Consider the following 15,242-nt stretch of genomic DNA (forward strand, 5'->3'; position numbering starts at 1 on the left):
CCGCTTCGCGTCAGCCCCGCGAGCGCGCCGCGGGTGGCGATCGTCTCGTTCGGGGTCGCGCGCGCCGGAGGTAGGTTCCACAGTCGAACCAAGCGCGCCCTTGCCGGCCCGTCGGCTCATGGGATGGATCACACCGGCGCGGAACGCCCGGGGAAGAGGAGGATGCCGGTGGCCGCGAAGTCCACTTTGGACAACGTCAGCGACGCGTTCCTGGAGTTCTGGCGGGAACGGCACCTGTGCACGCTGACGACCGTGCGCCAGGACGGCACTCCGCACGTCGTGCCGGTCGGCGTGACGCTGGACGCGGGCACGGCGACCGCGCGGGTCATCTCCTCCGGCACCTCGCACAAGGTCCGCCAGGTGCGGGCCGCGGGACCGGAAGGCGCCCGGGTCGCGGTCTGCCAGGTCGACGGGCGCCGCTGGTCCACCCTGGAGGGCCGCGCCGTCGTGCGCGACGACCCGGAGTCGGTCGCCGACGCCGAACGCCGCTACGAGCAGCGCTACAAGACACCGCGGCCGAACCCGCGCCGGGTAGTGATCGAGATCTCGGTGACCAAGGTCCTGGGCAACCTCTGACGGCGGCGTGCTGAGGTGGTGTGGTGACTGTGGACCTGGACATGCCGGAGTTCGTCGACGTCGTGGGCATCGGCGCCGACGGGTGGGAGGGGCTCGCGCCCCGGGCCCGGCGCGCGGTGGCCTCGGCGGAGGTCCTGTTCGGCAGCTCGCGGCAACTCGACCTGGTGCCCGAGCCTGCCGGCAGGCGGGTGGCGTGGCCGTCGCCGCTGCTGCCCGCGCTGCCGGGGCTGCTCGCCGAGCACGCCGGGCGCTCGATCTGCGTGCTGGCCAGCGGCGACCCGATGTTCTACGGCATCGGTGCCACGCTGGTGCGCCTGCTCGGCCCGGACCGGCTGCGCGTCCTCCCGCACCCGTCGTCGCTGTCGCTGGCCTGCGCCCGGATGGGCTGGCCGGTGCAGGAGACGGCGGTGGTCAGCCTGGTCGGCAGGCCCGTCGAGCTGCTGCACCCCGCCGTGCAGCCGGACAACCGCGTGCTGGTGCTCAGCGCCGACGGCGCCACCCCGGCCGCCGTGGCCGCGCTGCTCACGGCTCGCGGCTACGGCGCGAGCGAGCTGACGGTGCTGGCGGACCTCGGCGGCGAGCGCGAGGAGCGGATCAGCGGCAGCGCGGCGACGTGGGACCGGCCCGGCACCGGTGCGCTCAACGTGGTCGCGGTGCGGTGCCGGGCGGAGCCGTCGGCCGCGCACCTGCCCCGCGTTCCCGGGCTGCCCGACGACGCCTTCGAGCACGACGGCCAGCTCACCAAGCGCGACGTGCGCGCGAGCACGCTCGCGCGGCTCGCCCCGGCGCCCGGCCAACTGCTGTGGGACGTGGGTGCCGGCGCCGGTAGCATCGCGATCGAGTGGATGCGCGGCGATCCGGCCAACCGGGCCATCGCCGTCGAGCACCGCGAGGACCGGGCGGCGCGGATCGCCAGGAACGCGACCGCGCTCGGCGTCCCGGGCCTGCGGGTCGTCACCGGAGCCGCACCGCGCGCGCTGGCCGGGCTGGAGACGCCCGACGCGATCTTCGTGGGTGGCGGCGCCACCGCACCGGGTGTGCTGGAAACCTGCTGGGACGCGCTCGCGCCCGGCGGGAGGCTGGTGGTCAACGCGGTGACGATGGAGTCGGAGGTGCTGGTGGCCGACCGCTACGGCGCGCTCGGCGGTGAGCTGGTGCGGATCTCGGTGGACCACGCCTCCCCGGTAGGCGGGTTCACCGGCTGGCGCCCGTCGATGCGGGTCACCCAGTGGGCGGTGCGCAAGCCCGCGCAGGACCGGCCCCCAGACCGGGAAGGCGCTTGCGGACAGCGACCGACGACGGAGGAACAGCGATGACGGTGCGTTTCGTTGGAGCGGGCCCCGGTGCGGCCGACCTGATCACCGTGCGGGGCCGCGACGTGATCGCGTCCTCGCCGGTCTGCCTGTACGCGGGGAGCCTGGTGCCCGCCGAGCTGCTGGAGCACTGCCCCGCGGACGCCAGGCTGGTCGACACCGCGAAGCTGACCCTGGACGAGATCCTCGCCGAGATGCTGGCCGCCCACGAGGCCGGGCTCGACGTGGCGCGGCTGCACTCCGGCGACCCCTCGGTCTTCAGCGCGGTCGCCGAGCAGATGCGGCGCCTCGACGCCGCCGGCGTCCCCTACGACGTCGTGCCCGGCGTGCCGGCCTTCGCCGCCGCGGCGGCCGCGCTCAAGCGGGAGTTCACGGTGCCGGGCGTGGGCCAGACCGTGGTGCTCACCCGCACGTCGGCGCGGGCGACGCCGATGCCCGAGGGCGAGGACCTCGCCACGCTTGGCCGGAGCGGCTCGACGATGGTGCTGCACCTTGCGGTGAACCGGATCGAGGAGCTCGTCGAGGAGCTGGTGCCGAACTACGGCCCGGACTGCCCGGTGGCGGTGGTGGCCGCCGCCAGCCGCGCCGACGAGGTGGTGCTGCGCGGCACGCTTTCCGACATCGCCGAGCGCGTGCGCGCCGCGGGCATCGTGCGCACCGCCGTCGTCGTGGTTGGGAAGGTGCTGACCGCGTCGGAGTTCCCCGACAGCCACCTCTACTCGGCGGCGAGGTGCCGCGACTAAGTCCTCTGTGGACATCGAGGCGCCGGAAATCCCTTGCGGCGATTTGTCGCCACGACGGCCGATCGGGTGACGACGGCTTCTAGGCTTCCGGCCTGATTCCCCACCCGGCGAGGGAGGAAGCCACGATGTCTGCCACTGCGCCCGGAATCTGCGGCGTCGGCGCCGTCACCGGCTACGGCCACGGCACGCGACGGCTCTGGGAGGGACTGCTCAGCGGCAAGCCCGCGGCGGCGCTGCACCACGGGTTCGGACACGACGGCGACCAGGCGGCCTGGGTCGTCCGGGTGCCCGAAAGCCCGGGGCCGGAGGCGGGAAGCCGCTTCGCCGCGGCCCTGCACAGCGCGGCCGACGAGGCCGTCGCCGACGCCAGGCGGCGCGGCTGGCAGCCCGGTCCGCGCGTCGGCGTCATCCACGCCGCGGTGCTCGGCGAGGTCGACCAGCGGGAAGCCTTCGAGAGCCGTCAGCGGCCGTGGCGCAAGCGCGACTACCTCGGCCTGATGCCCTCCACGCCGGTGTCGAACTTCATCCAGCGCCACGGCTTCCACGGACCGGCGATGCACGTCTGCGCGATGTGCGCCTCCGGCGCGGCGGCGCTGCTCACCGCCCGGATGTGGCTCGAAGGCGGGCTCGCCGACGACGTCGTGGTCGTGGCCGCCGACGTGTCGGCGACACCGTCGCACGTGGCGCACTGGAACGACATCGGCGCGGCGGTCTCCGACCTGGAACCGCTGGACGCCTGCCGCCCGTTCCAGACCGGCACCCGCGGCTTCGTCATGGGCGAGGCGGCGGTGGGGCTCGTGCTCTCGCGCACCGGCACCGCGTACACGCGGGTGCTCGGCGGCGCGATGAGCCAGGACGCCCACCACGTCATCTCCATCGACCCCGGCCGCGAGCAGGTCATGCGCTGCTTCCGCGACGCGCTCGAAGACGCCCGGGTCGACCCGGCCGAGGTCGGCTACCTCTACGCGCACGGCCCCGGCACGCCGCAGTGCGACGACGCCGAAGCGGCCGCGCTCGAACACTTCTTCCCGCGCGGCACCGGCATCTACTCGACCAAGCAGCTCACCGGCCACTGCCAGGCCGCCTCCGCCGCGCTGGAGGTCGCCATCCACGCGCTGAGCGCCGAACACGCGCTGATCCCCGCCCCCGCGCCGGTGGCCACCTCGCATCCCCAGCTGCTCACCGGCCACACCGCCATGCAACCCGGCGTGACCGTGAAGTCGGCGCTCGGCATGGGCGGCTACAACGCCGTCCTCGCGCTGTCCGCCGCCTGAAACCCTTCGACCGCAGGAAGGACTCGCATGCTCAACGTCATCGGCGCGGGCTTCGGCCGCACCGGCACCACGTCGCTGAAGGTCGCCCTGGAGCACCTCGGCTTCGGACCGTGCTTCCACATGTACGAACTGCTGGCCAAGCCCGAGCTCATGGACGACTGGATCCGCCTGGCCGACGGCGAAACCGTGCCGTGGGACCAGGTCTTCGCGGGCTACTCCTCCACTGTGGACTGGCCGGGTACCTCGTACTGGCGCGAGCTGGTGGACGCCCACCCGGAGGCGAAGGTCATCCTGACCGACCGGGATGCCGACCGCTGGTACGAGAGCACCTACAACACCATCTACAGCCTCGCCAACAGCGAGCCCCCCGCGCAGGGCGACGAGGTCGACGCGGTGGCGGCCCGGTTCCGGCCGGTGCTGCACAAGCTGATCTGGGACGGCGAGTTCGACGGCCGGTTCGCCGACCGCGACCACGCGATCGAGGTCTTCCACCGGCACAACGCCGAGGTTCGGCGGTACGTGCCCGCCGACCGGCTGCTGGTCTTCCGCGTCAGCCAGGGGTGGCAGCCGCTGTGCGACTTCCTCGGCGTCGACGTCCCGGACGCAGTGTTTCCGCACGTCAACGACACCGCGTCGATGCCGGAGCTGATGCGGCGCATCCGCAGCCAGGGCGCGGTGCCCTCACCGCTGTAGGCCGGGCGCAGTGGTCCTGTAACGCGTACCGTACGTCGTACGACATACGGGCCGCAGGTCCACGACGAGAGGATTCCCATGGCCAACACCCAGCAGTACCCGTCCGCGGCGGCGGGCTTCGTGCCGACCGAGGAGCAGGTCGACGGCGTCCTCGCGTGGTTCGCCGAGTACGACGCGAACGCCGCGGCGGGCGAGGTCGAACGCATGGCGGACATGGCGGTGTTCCCGGTCAACGTCGTCTCCGACAGCGACGACGGCGGCGGACCCGCGAAGTCCTGGACGCGCGAGGAGTTCGTCCGCCGGATGCGCGAGCAGGGCGCCGGGCAGGACGGGATCGAGATGCAGTCGCACCGCACGCCGGTGTTCGTCGACGAGAACCTCGTCTTCGTCGTCACTGACGCGACGTTCACGGTGGACGGACAGACCCATGCCGTCCGCTACGGCGACCTCCTGGTGCGCACCGGCGACCGGTGGGCGTTCCAGACGATGGTCTCGGGGTCCTTCGGCGCGGCCTGAGCGGGCTCGTCGGCTCAGGCCGCCGCGCGCGGGATTGGCTTGGTTTTCCATCCTCGAAGCGGCGTAGCCGCTTGGCCCGCCCCCGCAACCGGCACCGCCGCGGGTTGGCAGGCGTTCTCTGGCGAGGACGGCTTTTTCGCGGCGTATGGCTGGATACGTGAGAAAAAGATCCCGGAGTCAGAGGACTCCTGAGGCTCCGCCACCCACACCGCCACGCAAGGTGAGTACAACAGGCACTCAGACGGGCCCGAGGGGGTCGGTCCGCCCGACGACGGTGCCGCCCCGGTCGATGACGACGACGTCGACCTCGACCGGGGCACCGCGCAGCGTCTCCAGGCACACCTCGCGCGCCCGCACCGCGACCAGGTCGCCCAGCGGCAGGTCCGCGGCCTGGCAGAGCTGGAGCGCCTCCAGCGCGGTGTTGGCCGAGCGCACCCCGGCGGCCAGCTCGTCGTCGGCGCCCGCGTCGCGCACGATCCGCTCCAGCACCGCGAAGTCGACCTGCGAGCGCTTCGAGTGCAGGTCCAGGTGGCCGTTGGCGAGCTTGGAGATCTTGCCGATGCCCCCGGCCACGGTGAGCCGCGGGACCGGGTGGCGGCGCAGGTACTTCAGCACCGCACCTGCGAAGTCGCCCATGTCGAGCAGTGCTTCGTCGTGCAGCCCGTAGAGCTCGGTGACGACCCGTTCCGAGGTGCTGCCGGTGCAGCCCGCGACGTGCCGGAGCCCTTCGGCGCGGGCGACGTCGACACCGCGGCGGATGCTGTCGATCCACGCCGAGCACGAGTACGGCACGACGACGCCCGTGGTGCCAAGGATCGACAGGCCGCCGAGGATGCCCAGCCGCGGGTTCCAGGTGTGCCGGGCGATCTCCTCGCCGTCGTCGACCGAGACCTCGACCACCACGTCCCCGGTGCCGCCGTGCTCGGCGGCCACGCGAGCGACGGCGTCGGCGATGAGCCTGCGCGGTACGGGGTTGATCGCCGGTTCGCCGACCGGCAGCGGCAACCCGGGCTTGGTGATCGTGCCCACGCCCGGTCCGGCGCGGAACACCACACCCTCGCCGGGTTCGGCGTGGCGGACCGTCACCGAAACCAGCGCACCGTGCGTGACGTCCGGGTCGTCCCCGGCGTCCTTGACGATCCCGGCGGTGGCGGAGTCCTCCCCCAGCCGTTCCCTGGCCAGGGCGAACGCGGGCCGGTGGCCCTTGGGCAGCACGATCTCGACCGGGTCGGGGAAGCCGCCGGTGAGCAGCGCGGTGTAGGCGGCGGCGGTGGACGCCGTCGCGCAGGCCCCGGTGGTCCAGCCGTACCGGAGACCCGATCCTTCGGTGCGCCCGCTCATACCCGGAGAATGCCCCGTGTGCGGTGCGGAGCGGAAACGGAGGGTGCCGGATGAGACGGGTGCTCGTCCTCGGCGGGACCGGTGAGGCGCGGGGGCTCGCCGAACGCCTGGCGGCCGACAGCCGCCTGCACGTGACCTACTCCCTCGCCGGACGGGTCCGCGAGCCGCGGACGCCGGTGGGAGAGGTCCGCGTCGGCGGTTTCGGGGGCCCGGACGGCCTTGCCGACTGGCTCCGCCGCGAGCAGGTCGAGGCCGTCGTCGACGCCACCCATCCGTTCGCCGGCGGGATCACCGCCAACGCCGTCGAAGCCGCCGGGCGCACCGGAGTGCCGGTCCTGCTGCTGCGCCGTCCCGGCTGGCAGCCCGGCCCCGGCGACGACTGGCACCACGTCGCGTCGCTGCCCGAGGCCGCGGCGCTGCTGCCCGGCCTGGGCAACCGGGTCTTCCTCACCACCGGCCGCCAGGGCCTGTCCCACTTCGCCGCGCTCGACCTGTGGTTCCTGGTGCGCACCGTCGACCCGCCCGAACCGCCGCTGCCCGCGCACACGACGACGCTGCTCGCCCGCGGTCCGTTCGCGGTGGAGGACGAACTCGCCCTGCTGCGCGAGCACCGCATCGACGTGGTGGTCACCAAGGACAGCGGCGGGACCATGACCGCCGCGAAACTCACCGCCGCCCGCGAGCTCGGGCTGCCGGTGGTCGTGGTTCGGCGCCCGGAGCCGCCCACGGCGCCCACGGCGGACACCGTGGACGACGCCGTGCGCTGGCTGGAATCCGTGCTGGGAACGCGTGATCCCGCCGAGGAGCACCCTCACGCCGGGTAGCGGCGCGGGGTGAACACCACGTCGCGGCCGTCGACACCGGGCGCGATCCGCGTCGTCGACGAACCGACGAGCAGCAGGCAACGCATGTCCACATCGGACTGGTCGAGGTCGGCCAGGCGCACCACCCGGACGCTCTCCTGCGGGCCGCCCACGTCGCGGCCGATGACCACCGGGGTGTCGGGCGAGCGGTGCTCCAGCAGCACGTCCCGCGCGGCGCCGACCTGCCAGGTGCGGCTGCGCGATGCCGGGTTGTAGACGGCGATCACCAGGTCGGCGGCGGCCACCGCGCGCAGCCGGTCGACGATCACCTCCCACGGCTTGAGCCGGTCCGACAGCGACAGCACGCAGAAGTCGTGGCCGAGCGGCGCCCCGACCCGGCTGGCCACCGCCTGCGCGGCGGTCAGCCCCGGCAGCACCCGCACCGGCACATCGCCCTTCTCCGCCGCGACCTCCAGCACCGCGCTGGCCATCGCGAACACCCCCGGGTCGCCGGAGGACACCACCGCCACCCGGGAGCCGCGGCGGGCGAGTTCCAGCGCGAACTCGGCGCGCTCGGCCTCGACGCGGTTGTCCGAGGCGTGCTTGAGCTGGCGCGGGTTGTCGGGCAGCCGCGCCAGGTACGGGCCGTATCCGACCAGGTCGTCGGCCTCGGCCACGGCGGCCAGCGCCTCCGGCGTGGTCCACTCCCGGCCCGCCGGACCGAGACCGACCACGACCACCTCGCCCTGGTTCCGACCCTGGGATTCGGATGCCGGGCGGGCCGTGCGGAACGGACCGCCGGCGTTGACCGGGCTCGGCAGCAGGGCGAGCGAGAAGTACGGCACGCTGTCCGGGTCGACCTCGGCCAACGGCTCGACGCGCTGCTTCTCGGTGGTCGCCCGCTCGACGTACCAGGCCTGGTCCAGGCGTCCGGCCTTCTCCAGCGCCTCCCGGACGCCGTCGAAGGTGCGGCCCAGCTTGAGCACCGCGGCCGCGTCGGTGCTCGCCAGCCGCTCGGCCAGCACCTCGGGCTCCAGCGTGCCCGGCAGCACCGTGAGCACCTCGTCGCGCTCGGCCAGCGGGCTGCCCAGCACCGCCGACGCCCCGCTGACCGAGGTCACCCCGGGCACCACGTGGGCCTCGAACCGGCCGGCGAGCCGCTTGTGCATGTGCATGTAGGAGCCGTAGAACAGCGGATCACCCTCGGCGAGCAGGACGACGTCGCGGCCGGCGTCGAGGTGCTCGGCCAGGCGCTCGGCGGCGCGCTCGTAGAACTCGTCGATCGCGCCCTGGTAGCCGCCGGGATGGTCGGTGGTCTCGGTGGTGACCGGGTAGACCAGCCGCTCCTCGACCTGGCCGGGCCGCAGGTACGGCTCGGCGACCGACCGCGCGATGCTGCGGCCGTGCCGGGCGCAGTGGTAGGCGACCACCTCGGCGCTCTCGATGAGCCGGGCGGCCTTGACCGTCACCAGCTCCGGGTCGCCGGGACCGAGCCCGACCCCGTAGAGGGTGCCCTTGTGCTCCACGACGTTCCCGCTGCTCACTCTTCCTCGCTCGCGATCGCGTTGATGGCGGCCACCGCCATGGCGCTGCCGCCCCGGCGGCCGTGCACGACCAGGTGCTCCAAGCCGCTGGGGTGGTCGACGAGCGCCTGCTTGGACTCCACCGCGCCGACGAACCCGACCGGCAGCCCGAGCACCGCGGCGGGCCTGGGCGCGCCCTCCTCGATCATCTCCAGCAGCCGGAACAGCGCCGTCGGGGCGTTGCCGATCGCCACGACCGAGCCCTCCAGGTCGTCGCGCCAGAGCTCCATGGCCGCCGCGCTGCGGGTGGTGCCCAGCTCGCGGGCCAGCTCCGGCACGCGTTCGTCGCCCAGCGTGCAGATGATCGCGTTGTCGGCCGGCAGCCGTCGCCGCGTCACCCCGGCCGCCACCATCGCCGCGTCGCAGAACACCGGCGCACCGGCCCGCAACGCGGCCCGCGCACCGGTGACCGCGTTCGGCGACCAGGCCAGGTCGTCGACCAGGTCGACCATGCCGCAGGCGTGGATCATGCGCACCGCCACCCCGGCGACCTCCGGCGGCAACCCGCCGAGATCTGCCTCGGCGCGGATGGTGGCGAAGGACCGCCGGTAGATCTCCGCGCCCTCCCGGACGTAGTCGGGCACCCCGCGGTAGCGCGCGGTGCTGCCTGCCCCGGACTGCTCGCCGGCCCCGGTTCGCTCGTTCACACTGCCCTCCGTGCCGCGTCCAGCGCGGCCCCAACCTCGTCCAAATCGGTGGCGGTCGTCCGGTTCTCGTCGTCGAGACCGACCTCGTAGCCCGCCTCGGTGGCGAGCACCTCCAGCACCCTGCCCTGCGGCCTGCCGCACCGGCGTCCGCATCCGGACCAGTGCACCGGGAGCCCGCCGGGCGGCGGCGACGCACGCCGGGCGTCCCCGCGGACGTCGGCGAGCGCCTTGGCGCATCCCGGCCGCCCGGTGCAGGAAGTGACCCCGGCCCCGGGTGCGCGGGCGTCCACGACCAGCCCGCGCGCGTCCAGCGCCGACAACCACGATGGCGCGTCGCCGGCCGGCAGGCCGGTCACGACGACGGTTCGCCACGGCGTCAGCCGGAGGCCGTCGGCGGCCTCGGACGCGGCGGTGATGATATCCACCTGCTCCCAGGAGAGTCGGCCCAGTGGCGCTCCGGCCGCGATCGCGACCGCACCTCCGCGCCGGAAAACCTCTCCGACCTGCGCGTGCGTGCCGGGCGGGGTGGACGGGACCGGCACCGCTTCGACGAGGGTGACGCCGGTCGCCGCGCGAACGCGCTCGGTGATCCTCCGCACGCCGTCGCGCAGCTCGTTCACCCGCCACTCCCGGCCGTCCTTCTCGGCCAGGAACGCCACCGCCGCGGCGAGGGCGAGCGCGGGCGCGCCCTCCGGGGTCGAGCGGATACCGGAGTCCACGCCGCCGAGCACCAGGGCGACCGTCGCGGCGTCGAGCGCGAGCAGGCCGACGTCGGCGCCCATCGACACGACGTCTCCCCTGCCGTCGTCGACGGCGAACAGGAAACGGCCTGGCAGATCGGCCAGCGCGGGGGTCGCGCAGAGCGCTTCGTCCAGAGCGCGGGCCACGGCCTGGGTGTCCAGCAGCGCCCGGTCGTCGTCGTAGGGCGAACCGAGGATGTTGCGCACTCGTTCGTGGGTGGCCGACGGCAGCAGGCCGGCGCCGGAGAGGCGGTCGGCGAGCTCGCGCTGCCGTCCCGCCGCGAGGCCCCGCACCTGCACGTTCGCCCGCGAGGTGAGTTCGAGGCCGCCGTCGCCGAGCCCGGCCGACGCGGCCCCGAGAACGGCGAACTGCCGCGGTGTCAGCGCGCCGCCCGGCACGCGGACGCGGGCCAACCCGCCGTCGGCGGCGTCGTGCACCCGCAGGGCACCGGGACAGGCATCGCGTTCGGGACGGGCTGCTGTGGACACCCGGCCGATCCTACGGCCCCGGGTTGTTGCGGACGCAAACCACGCTGCCGGGTCCGGACGTTGCGACGCGTCTCATGCGCGGCGAACTTGACGGAAGATCGCCCTGTTGCGGAGAGTGTTCGCAGCATTCGAGCGGCGACAGGTGGAGGAAGCCGGTGCGAGTCCGGCGCGGTCCCGCCACTGTCACCGGGGAGCGGACTCCAACGACGTCACTGCCCTGCGGGGCGGGAAGGCGGAGCGAGCGCTGATCCGGGAGCCAGGAGACTCCGGTCGCCGCGACCTACGACCCGGGGCGAGGACCCCGAGGAGGGTGTCGTCATGCGCCGAACGCGCGCATCCGGCCTCCGCAGGCCGCCCGGCCCGCGGTGCCGCCGCCATCCCGGCCGAGGCCGCACCGCAGGTCGCGGGCTCGGCAACCGGCCGTTCGGCCACGCCGCACAGCGCGGACTCGGCACCGGGGCACCCGGCCACGCCGCACAGCGCGGACTCGGCACCGGGGCGCCCGGCCGCACGGCGCGAGCGCCTCGCACCCTCAGCGGCGGAGCGTGGCGGGAGCCCGGCAGCGGACCGGGACCGGCAGCCGGCCTGCTCGCCGCGCTGAGGCCGCTGTCCAGCGCCATCGCCTCCGCGAAGGCCGGGCGCGCGAGCGTCCGCCCCGCGGACACCCCCTTCGAAGTCACCCGCCGCGCAGCCGTACCCACCTCCACCAGCACGTCCCGGGCCACCGCCCACCCAGTTGAGGAGCGAGCCGCATGATCCTGCTTCTGTCCACATCGGACACCGATCTGCTCAGCGCGCGGGCCAGCGGCGCGGACTACCGGCTGGGCAACCCGGCGCGGCTGGGCGTCGACGACCTGCCGCCGCTGCTGACCGACGACGTCGACCTCGTCGTGGTCCGGCTGCTCGGCGGCCGCCGGGCGTGGGAGGAAGGGCTGGACGCGCTGCTGGCGGGTCCGCGCCCGGTGGTCGTGCTGGGCGGCGAGCAGGCCCCCGACGCCGAGCTGATGGAGTGCTCCACGGTGCCCGGCGGCGTCTGCGCCGAAGCGCACCGCTACCTCGCCCAGGGCGGCCCGGAGAACCTCACCGAGCTGCACAACTTCCTGTCCGACACGATCCTGCTGACCGGCAACGGCTTCGCCCCGCCGATCGAGACCCCGACCTGGGGCGTGCTGGAGCGCACGCCGCGCGCGACCGAGGGCCCCACCGTCGCGGTGCTCTACTACCGGGCGCACCACATGGCGGGCAACACCGCGTTCGCGCACGCCCTCTCCGAGGCGATCGAGGACGCCGGCGGCCAGGCCCTGCCGATCTTCTGCGCCTCGCTGCGCGCCCCCGAACCCGAGCTCCTGCGCGAGCTGCGCCGCGCCGACGCGCTGGTGGTCACCGTGCTCGCCGCGGGCGGCAGCAAGCCCGCCACCGCCCAGGCCGGCGGCGACGACGAGGCGTGGGACGTCGGCGCCCTGGCCGAGCTGGACATCCCGATCCTGCAGGGCCTGTGCCTGACCAGCACCCGCGCCGCGTGGGAGGACAACGACGAGGGCCTGTCGCCGCTGGACATGGCCACCCAGGTCGCGGTGCCGGAGTTCGACGGCAGGCTGATCACGGTGCCGTTCTCGTTCAAGGAGAACGACTCCGAGGGCCTGCCGGTCTACGTCGCCGACCCGGAGCGGGCCGCCCGCGTCGCGGGAATCGCGGTGCGCCACGCGAAGTTGCGGCACGTGCCGCAGCACGAGAAGCGGCTCGCGCTGATGCTGTCGGCCTACCCGACCAAGCACTCCCGCATCGGCAACGCCGTCGGCCTCGACACCCCCGCGAGCGCCGTGAAGCTGCTGCGCACGCTGCGCGAGGCGGGCTACGACGTCGGTCCCGAGGACGGGCCCGACGCGCTGCCGGGTGTGGCGGCGCAGGACGGCGACGCGCTGATCCACGCTCTGATCGCCGCGGGCGGGCAGGACCAGGACTGGCTGAGCGAGGAGCAGCTCTCCGGCAACCCGGTCCGCATCCCCGCCAAGCGCTACGAGTCCTGGTACGCGACGCTGCCCGAGGAGCTGCGCGGCGAGATCGAGGAGCACTGGGGGCCGCCGCCCGGTGAGCTGTTCGTCGACCGCTCGCAGGACCCCGACGGCGAGATCGTGCTCGCCGCGCTGCGCGCAGGCAACGTCGCGCTCATGGTCCAACCGCCGCGCGGCTTCGGCGAGAACCCGATCGCGATCTACCACGACCCCGACCTGCCGCCGAGCCACCACTACCTGGCCGCCTACCGCTGGCTCATCGACGAGTTCGGCGCGCACGCCATGGTCCACCTCGGCAAGCACGGCAACCTGGAGTGGCTGCCGGGCAAGACGGCGGGCATGTCGGCCGCGTGCTCGCCCGATGCCGCGCTCGGCGACCTGCCGCTGATCTACCCGTTCCTGGTCAACGACCCGGGCGAGGGCACCCAGGCCAAGCGCCGGGTGCACGCCACGCTGGTCGACCACCTGGTGCCGCCGATGGCGCGGGCCGAGAGCTACGGCGACATCGCGCGGCTGGAGCAGCTGCTCGACGAGCACGCCAACATCTCGGCGATGGACCCGGCCAAGCTGCCCGCCATCCGCAGCCAGATCTGGACGCTGATGCAGGCCGCCAAGCTCGACCACGACCTCGGCCTGGACGAGCGGCCGCACGACGCGGAGTTCGACGACATGCTGCTGCACGTCGACGGCTGGCTCTGCGAGGTCAAGGACGCCCAGATCCGCGACGGCCTGCACGTGCTCGGCGAGGCGCCGACCGGTGAGGCCCGGGTCAACCTGGTGCTGGCGATGCTGCGCGCCCGCCAGATGTGGGGAGGGCGCAGCGCCGCGCTGCCGGGCCTGCGCGAGGCGCTGGGCCTGGTCGAGGACGGCAGCGTCGCGCGGGAGCGGGTCGACGAGGTCGAGACCCGCGCGCACGCCCTGGTCGAGGCGATGGAGGCACGCGGCTGGGAGCCCGGCGCGGCGTCCGAGGTGTGCGCCGAGGTCCTGGGGGAGCCTGCCGACGCGGTGGTGCGCGTGCTGGAGTTCGCCGCGACCGAGGTCGTGCCCAGGCTCGACGCCACGACCGACGAGATGTCGGCGACCCTGCACGCCCTCGACGGCGGCTACGTCCCGGCCGGACCCAGCGGATCGCCGCTGCGGGGCCTGATCAACGTGCTGCCGACCGGCCGCAACTTCTACTCGGTCGACCCGAAGGCGGTGCCCAGCAGGCTGGCGTGGGAGACCGGCTGGGCCATCGCCGACTCGCTGCTGGAGCGCTACCGCGCCGACACCGGCGACTGGCCGCGTTCGGTCGGCCTGTCGGTGTGGGGCACCAGCGCGATGCGCACCTCCGGTGACGACATCGCCGAGGTGCTGGCGCTGCTGGGCGTCCGGCCGACCTGGGACGAGGCGTCACGGCGGGTCAACGGCCTGGAGGTGATCCCGCTCGACGAGCTGGGCCGCCCGCGCATCGACGTGACGGTGCGCATCAGCGGTTTCTTCCGCGACGCGTTCCCGCACGTGGTGGCGCTGCTCGACGACGCGGTGCGGATGGTCGCCGACCTCGACGAACCCGACGAGCGGAACTTCGTGCGCGCCCACGTCCGGGCCGACACCGCCGAGGACGGCGACCAGCGCCGCGCGACCATGCGCATCTTCGGCTCCAAGCCGGGCGCCTACGGCGCGGGGCTGCTGCCGCTGATCGACAGCCGCAACTGGCGCGACGACCGCGACCTGGCGGAGGTCTACGCGGTGTGGGGCGGCTTCGCCTACGGCCGCGGCCTCGACGGCGAGCCGGCGCGGTCGGACATGGAGAGCGCCTACAAGCGGATCTCGGTGGCGGCCAAGAACACCGACACCCGCGAGCACGACATCGCCGACTCCGACGACTACTTCCAGTACCACGGCGGCATGATCGCCACCGTGCGGGCGCTGACCGGCAAGGCCCCGGCGGCCTACATCGGCGACAGCACCCGGCCCGACTCGATCCGCACCCGGTCGCTGACCGAGGAGACCTCCCGGGTGTTCCGCGCCCGCGTGGTCAACCCCCGCTGGCTGGCGGCGATGCGCCGCCACGGCTACAAGGGCGCGTTCGAGCTGGCGGCGACGGTGGACTACCTGTTCGGCTACGACGCCACCACCGGCGTCGTCGGCGACTGGATGTACGAGAAGCTGGCCGAGACCTACGTGCTGGACCCGGAGAACCGCAAGTTCCTCACCGAGTCCAACCCGTGGGCCCTGCACGGCATCACCGAGCGCCTGTTGGAAGCGGCGAACCGCGAGATGTGGGCGGAACCGGACCCGCAGACCCTGCAGGCGCTGCAGGAGGTCTACCTGGAGACCGAAGGCGACCTCGAGGACCGCTAGGGCAGTCGCACAAGCGGCGGCAGCCGCTCGCGGTGTGGGCGCCGGCTCGCACCGCCGCGGGTTCTCAGGCGTCCTCCGGCGAGGACAGCGCCGACGTGGTGAATCGGGCATTCATGATGTCGGCGATCCCGGAGCCAGGGGGCGCCTGAGGCTCCGCCACCCTCAC

At 73.9% G+C, this 15,242-nt stretch carries 12 protein-coding genes and 1 riboswitch; of the genes, 8 read left to right on the plus strand and 4 right to left on the minus strand.

The features are described 5' to 3' along the window. Positions 1–162: 162 nt before the first annotated feature. From SACE_RS28500 to SACE_RS28525, 6 genes are all read left to right on the plus strand, one after another. Complete coding sequence (locus SACE_RS28500; RefSeq protein WP_009943750.1) at positions 163–576, plus strand: pyridoxamine 5'-phosphate oxidase family protein; 414 nt, start codon at positions 163–165, stop codon at positions 574–576. Between the two features lie 29 nt (positions 577–605). Then, a complete protein-coding gene (locus tag SACE_RS28505) occupies positions 606–1,892 on the plus strand; it encodes a bifunctional cobalt-precorrin-7 (C(5))-methyltransferase/cobalt-precorrin-6B (C(15))-methyltransferase (protein ID WP_009943748.1) in 1,287 nt (428 codons plus the stop codon). Beyond that, positions 1,889–2,632: a precorrin-4 C(11)-methyltransferase gene (cobM, locus tag SACE_RS28510; protein WP_009943747.1), complete on the plus strand. Its 744-nt coding sequence runs from the start codon at positions 1,889–1,891 to the stop codon at positions 2,630–2,632. The genes SACE_RS28505 and cobM overlap by 4 nt, the downstream gene beginning before the upstream one ends. 125 nt (positions 2,633–2,757) lie before the next feature. After that, the gene (locus tag SACE_RS28515; RefSeq protein ID WP_009943746.1) at positions 2,758–3,906 is read left to right on the plus strand and encodes a beta-ketoacyl synthase N-terminal-like domain-containing protein; all 1,149 of its coding nucleotides are present in this window, start codon (positions 2,758–2,760) and stop codon (positions 3,904–3,906) included. Between the two features lie 27 nt (positions 3,907–3,933). Beyond that, positions 3,934–4,599, plus strand: a complete 666-nt coding sequence (locus SACE_RS28520) for a sulfotransferase family protein (protein ID WP_009943745.1) — start codon at positions 3,934–3,936, stop codon at positions 4,597–4,599. 78 nt (positions 4,600–4,677) lie between these two features. Then, positions 4,678–5,115, plus strand: coding sequence for a DUF4440 domain-containing protein (locus tag SACE_RS28525; RefSeq protein WP_009943744.1), 438 nt, complete (start codon positions 4,678–4,680; stop codon positions 5,113–5,115). A 237-nt stretch (positions 5,116–5,352) separates the two neighbouring features. On the opposite strand, the gene SACE_RS28530 is transcribed toward SACE_RS28525, so the two are convergent. After that, positions 5,353–6,456, minus strand: a complete 1,104-nt coding sequence (locus tag SACE_RS28530; protein ID WP_009943743.1) for a cobalt-precorrin-5B (C(1))-methyltransferase — start codon at positions 6,454–6,456, stop codon at positions 5,353–5,355. Positions 6,457–6,506: 50 nt separating this feature from the next. Here SACE_RS28530 and SACE_RS28535 point away from each other — a divergent pair, with 50 nt between their 5' ends. Continuing rightward, on the plus strand, positions 6,507–7,280 hold the full coding sequence (locus SACE_RS28535; protein ID WP_011874896.1) for a cobalt-precorrin-6A reductase: 774 nt from the start codon (positions 6,507–6,509) through the stop codon (positions 7,278–7,280). Here SACE_RS28535 and SACE_RS28540 read toward each other — a convergent pair. The 3 genes from SACE_RS28540 to cobG are packed head-to-tail and all read right to left on the minus strand — an operon-like array spanning position 7,268 to position 10,718. After that, the gene (locus SACE_RS28540; protein WP_009943739.1) at positions 7,268–8,803 is read right to left on the minus strand and encodes a precorrin-2 C(20)-methyltransferase; all 1,536 of its coding nucleotides are present in this window, start codon (positions 8,801–8,803) and stop codon (positions 7,268–7,270) included. The two genes, SACE_RS28535 and SACE_RS28540, sit on opposite strands and share 13 nt — an antisense overlap. Beyond that, positions 8,800–9,426 carry a precorrin-8X methylmutase gene (locus SACE_RS28545; RefSeq protein WP_029621431.1) on the minus strand — a complete coding sequence of 209 codons (627 nt, stop codon included), beginning with the start codon at positions 9,424–9,426 and terminating at the stop codon, positions 8,800–8,802. The genes SACE_RS28540 and SACE_RS28545 overlap by 4 nt, the downstream gene beginning before the upstream one ends. A 59-nt stretch (positions 9,427–9,485) precedes the next feature. Further along, positions 9,486–10,718: a precorrin-3B synthase gene (gene cobG / locus SACE_RS28550; RefSeq protein WP_011874898.1), complete on the minus strand. Its 1,233-nt coding sequence runs from the start codon at positions 10,716–10,718 to the stop codon at positions 9,486–9,488. 98 nt (positions 10,719–10,816) lie between these two features. Beyond that, positions 10,817–11,004, plus strand: a riboswitch (cobalamin riboswitch). Between the two features lie 466 nt (positions 11,005–11,470). Between cobG and cobN the strand changes: the two genes are divergently transcribed. Continuing rightward, positions 11,471–15,076, plus strand: a complete 3,606-nt coding sequence (gene cobN / locus SACE_RS28555; RefSeq protein ID WP_009943736.1) for a cobaltochelatase subunit CobN — start codon at positions 11,471–11,473, stop codon at positions 15,074–15,076. Positions 15,077–15,242: the final 166 nt, after the last annotated feature.

Origin of the sequence: Saccharopolyspora erythraea NRRL 2338, assembly GCF_000062885.1 — a bacterium.
Classification (GTDB): Bacteria; Actinomycetota; Actinomycetes; order Mycobacteriales; family Pseudonocardiaceae; genus Saccharopolyspora_D; species Saccharopolyspora_D erythraea.

Bases quoted from the DNA above. Each gene is read 5' to 3' on its own strand.
- SACE_RS28500 (WP_009943750.1), top strand. From the start codon at position 163: ATGCCGGTGGCCGCGAAGTCCACTTTGGACAACGTCAGCGACGCGTTC.
- cobM (WP_009943747.1), top strand. From the start codon at position 1,889: ATGACGGTGCGTTTCGTTGGAGCGGGCCCCGGTGCGGCCGACCTGATC.
- SACE_RS28515 (WP_009943746.1), top strand. From the start codon at position 2,758: ATGTCTGCCACTGCGCCCGGAATCTGCGGCGTCGGCGCCGTCACCGGC.
- SACE_RS28520 (WP_009943745.1), top strand. From the start codon at position 3,934: ATGCTCAACGTCATCGGCGCGGGCTTCGGCCGCACCGGCACCACGTCG.
- SACE_RS28525 (WP_009943744.1), top strand. From the start codon at position 4,678: ATGGCCAACACCCAGCAGTACCCGTCCGCGGCGGCGGGCTTCGTGCCG.
- SACE_RS28530 (WP_009943743.1), bottom strand. From the start codon at position 6,456: ATGAGCGGGCGCACCGAAGGATCGGGTCTCCGGTACGGCTGGACCACC.
- SACE_RS28535 (WP_011874896.1), top strand. From the start codon at position 6,507: ATGAGACGGGTGCTCGTCCTCGGCGGGACCGGTGAGGCGCGGGGGCTC.
- cobN (WP_009943736.1), top strand. From the start codon at position 11,471: ATGATCCTGCTTCTGTCCACATCGGACACCGATCTGCTCAGCGCGCGG.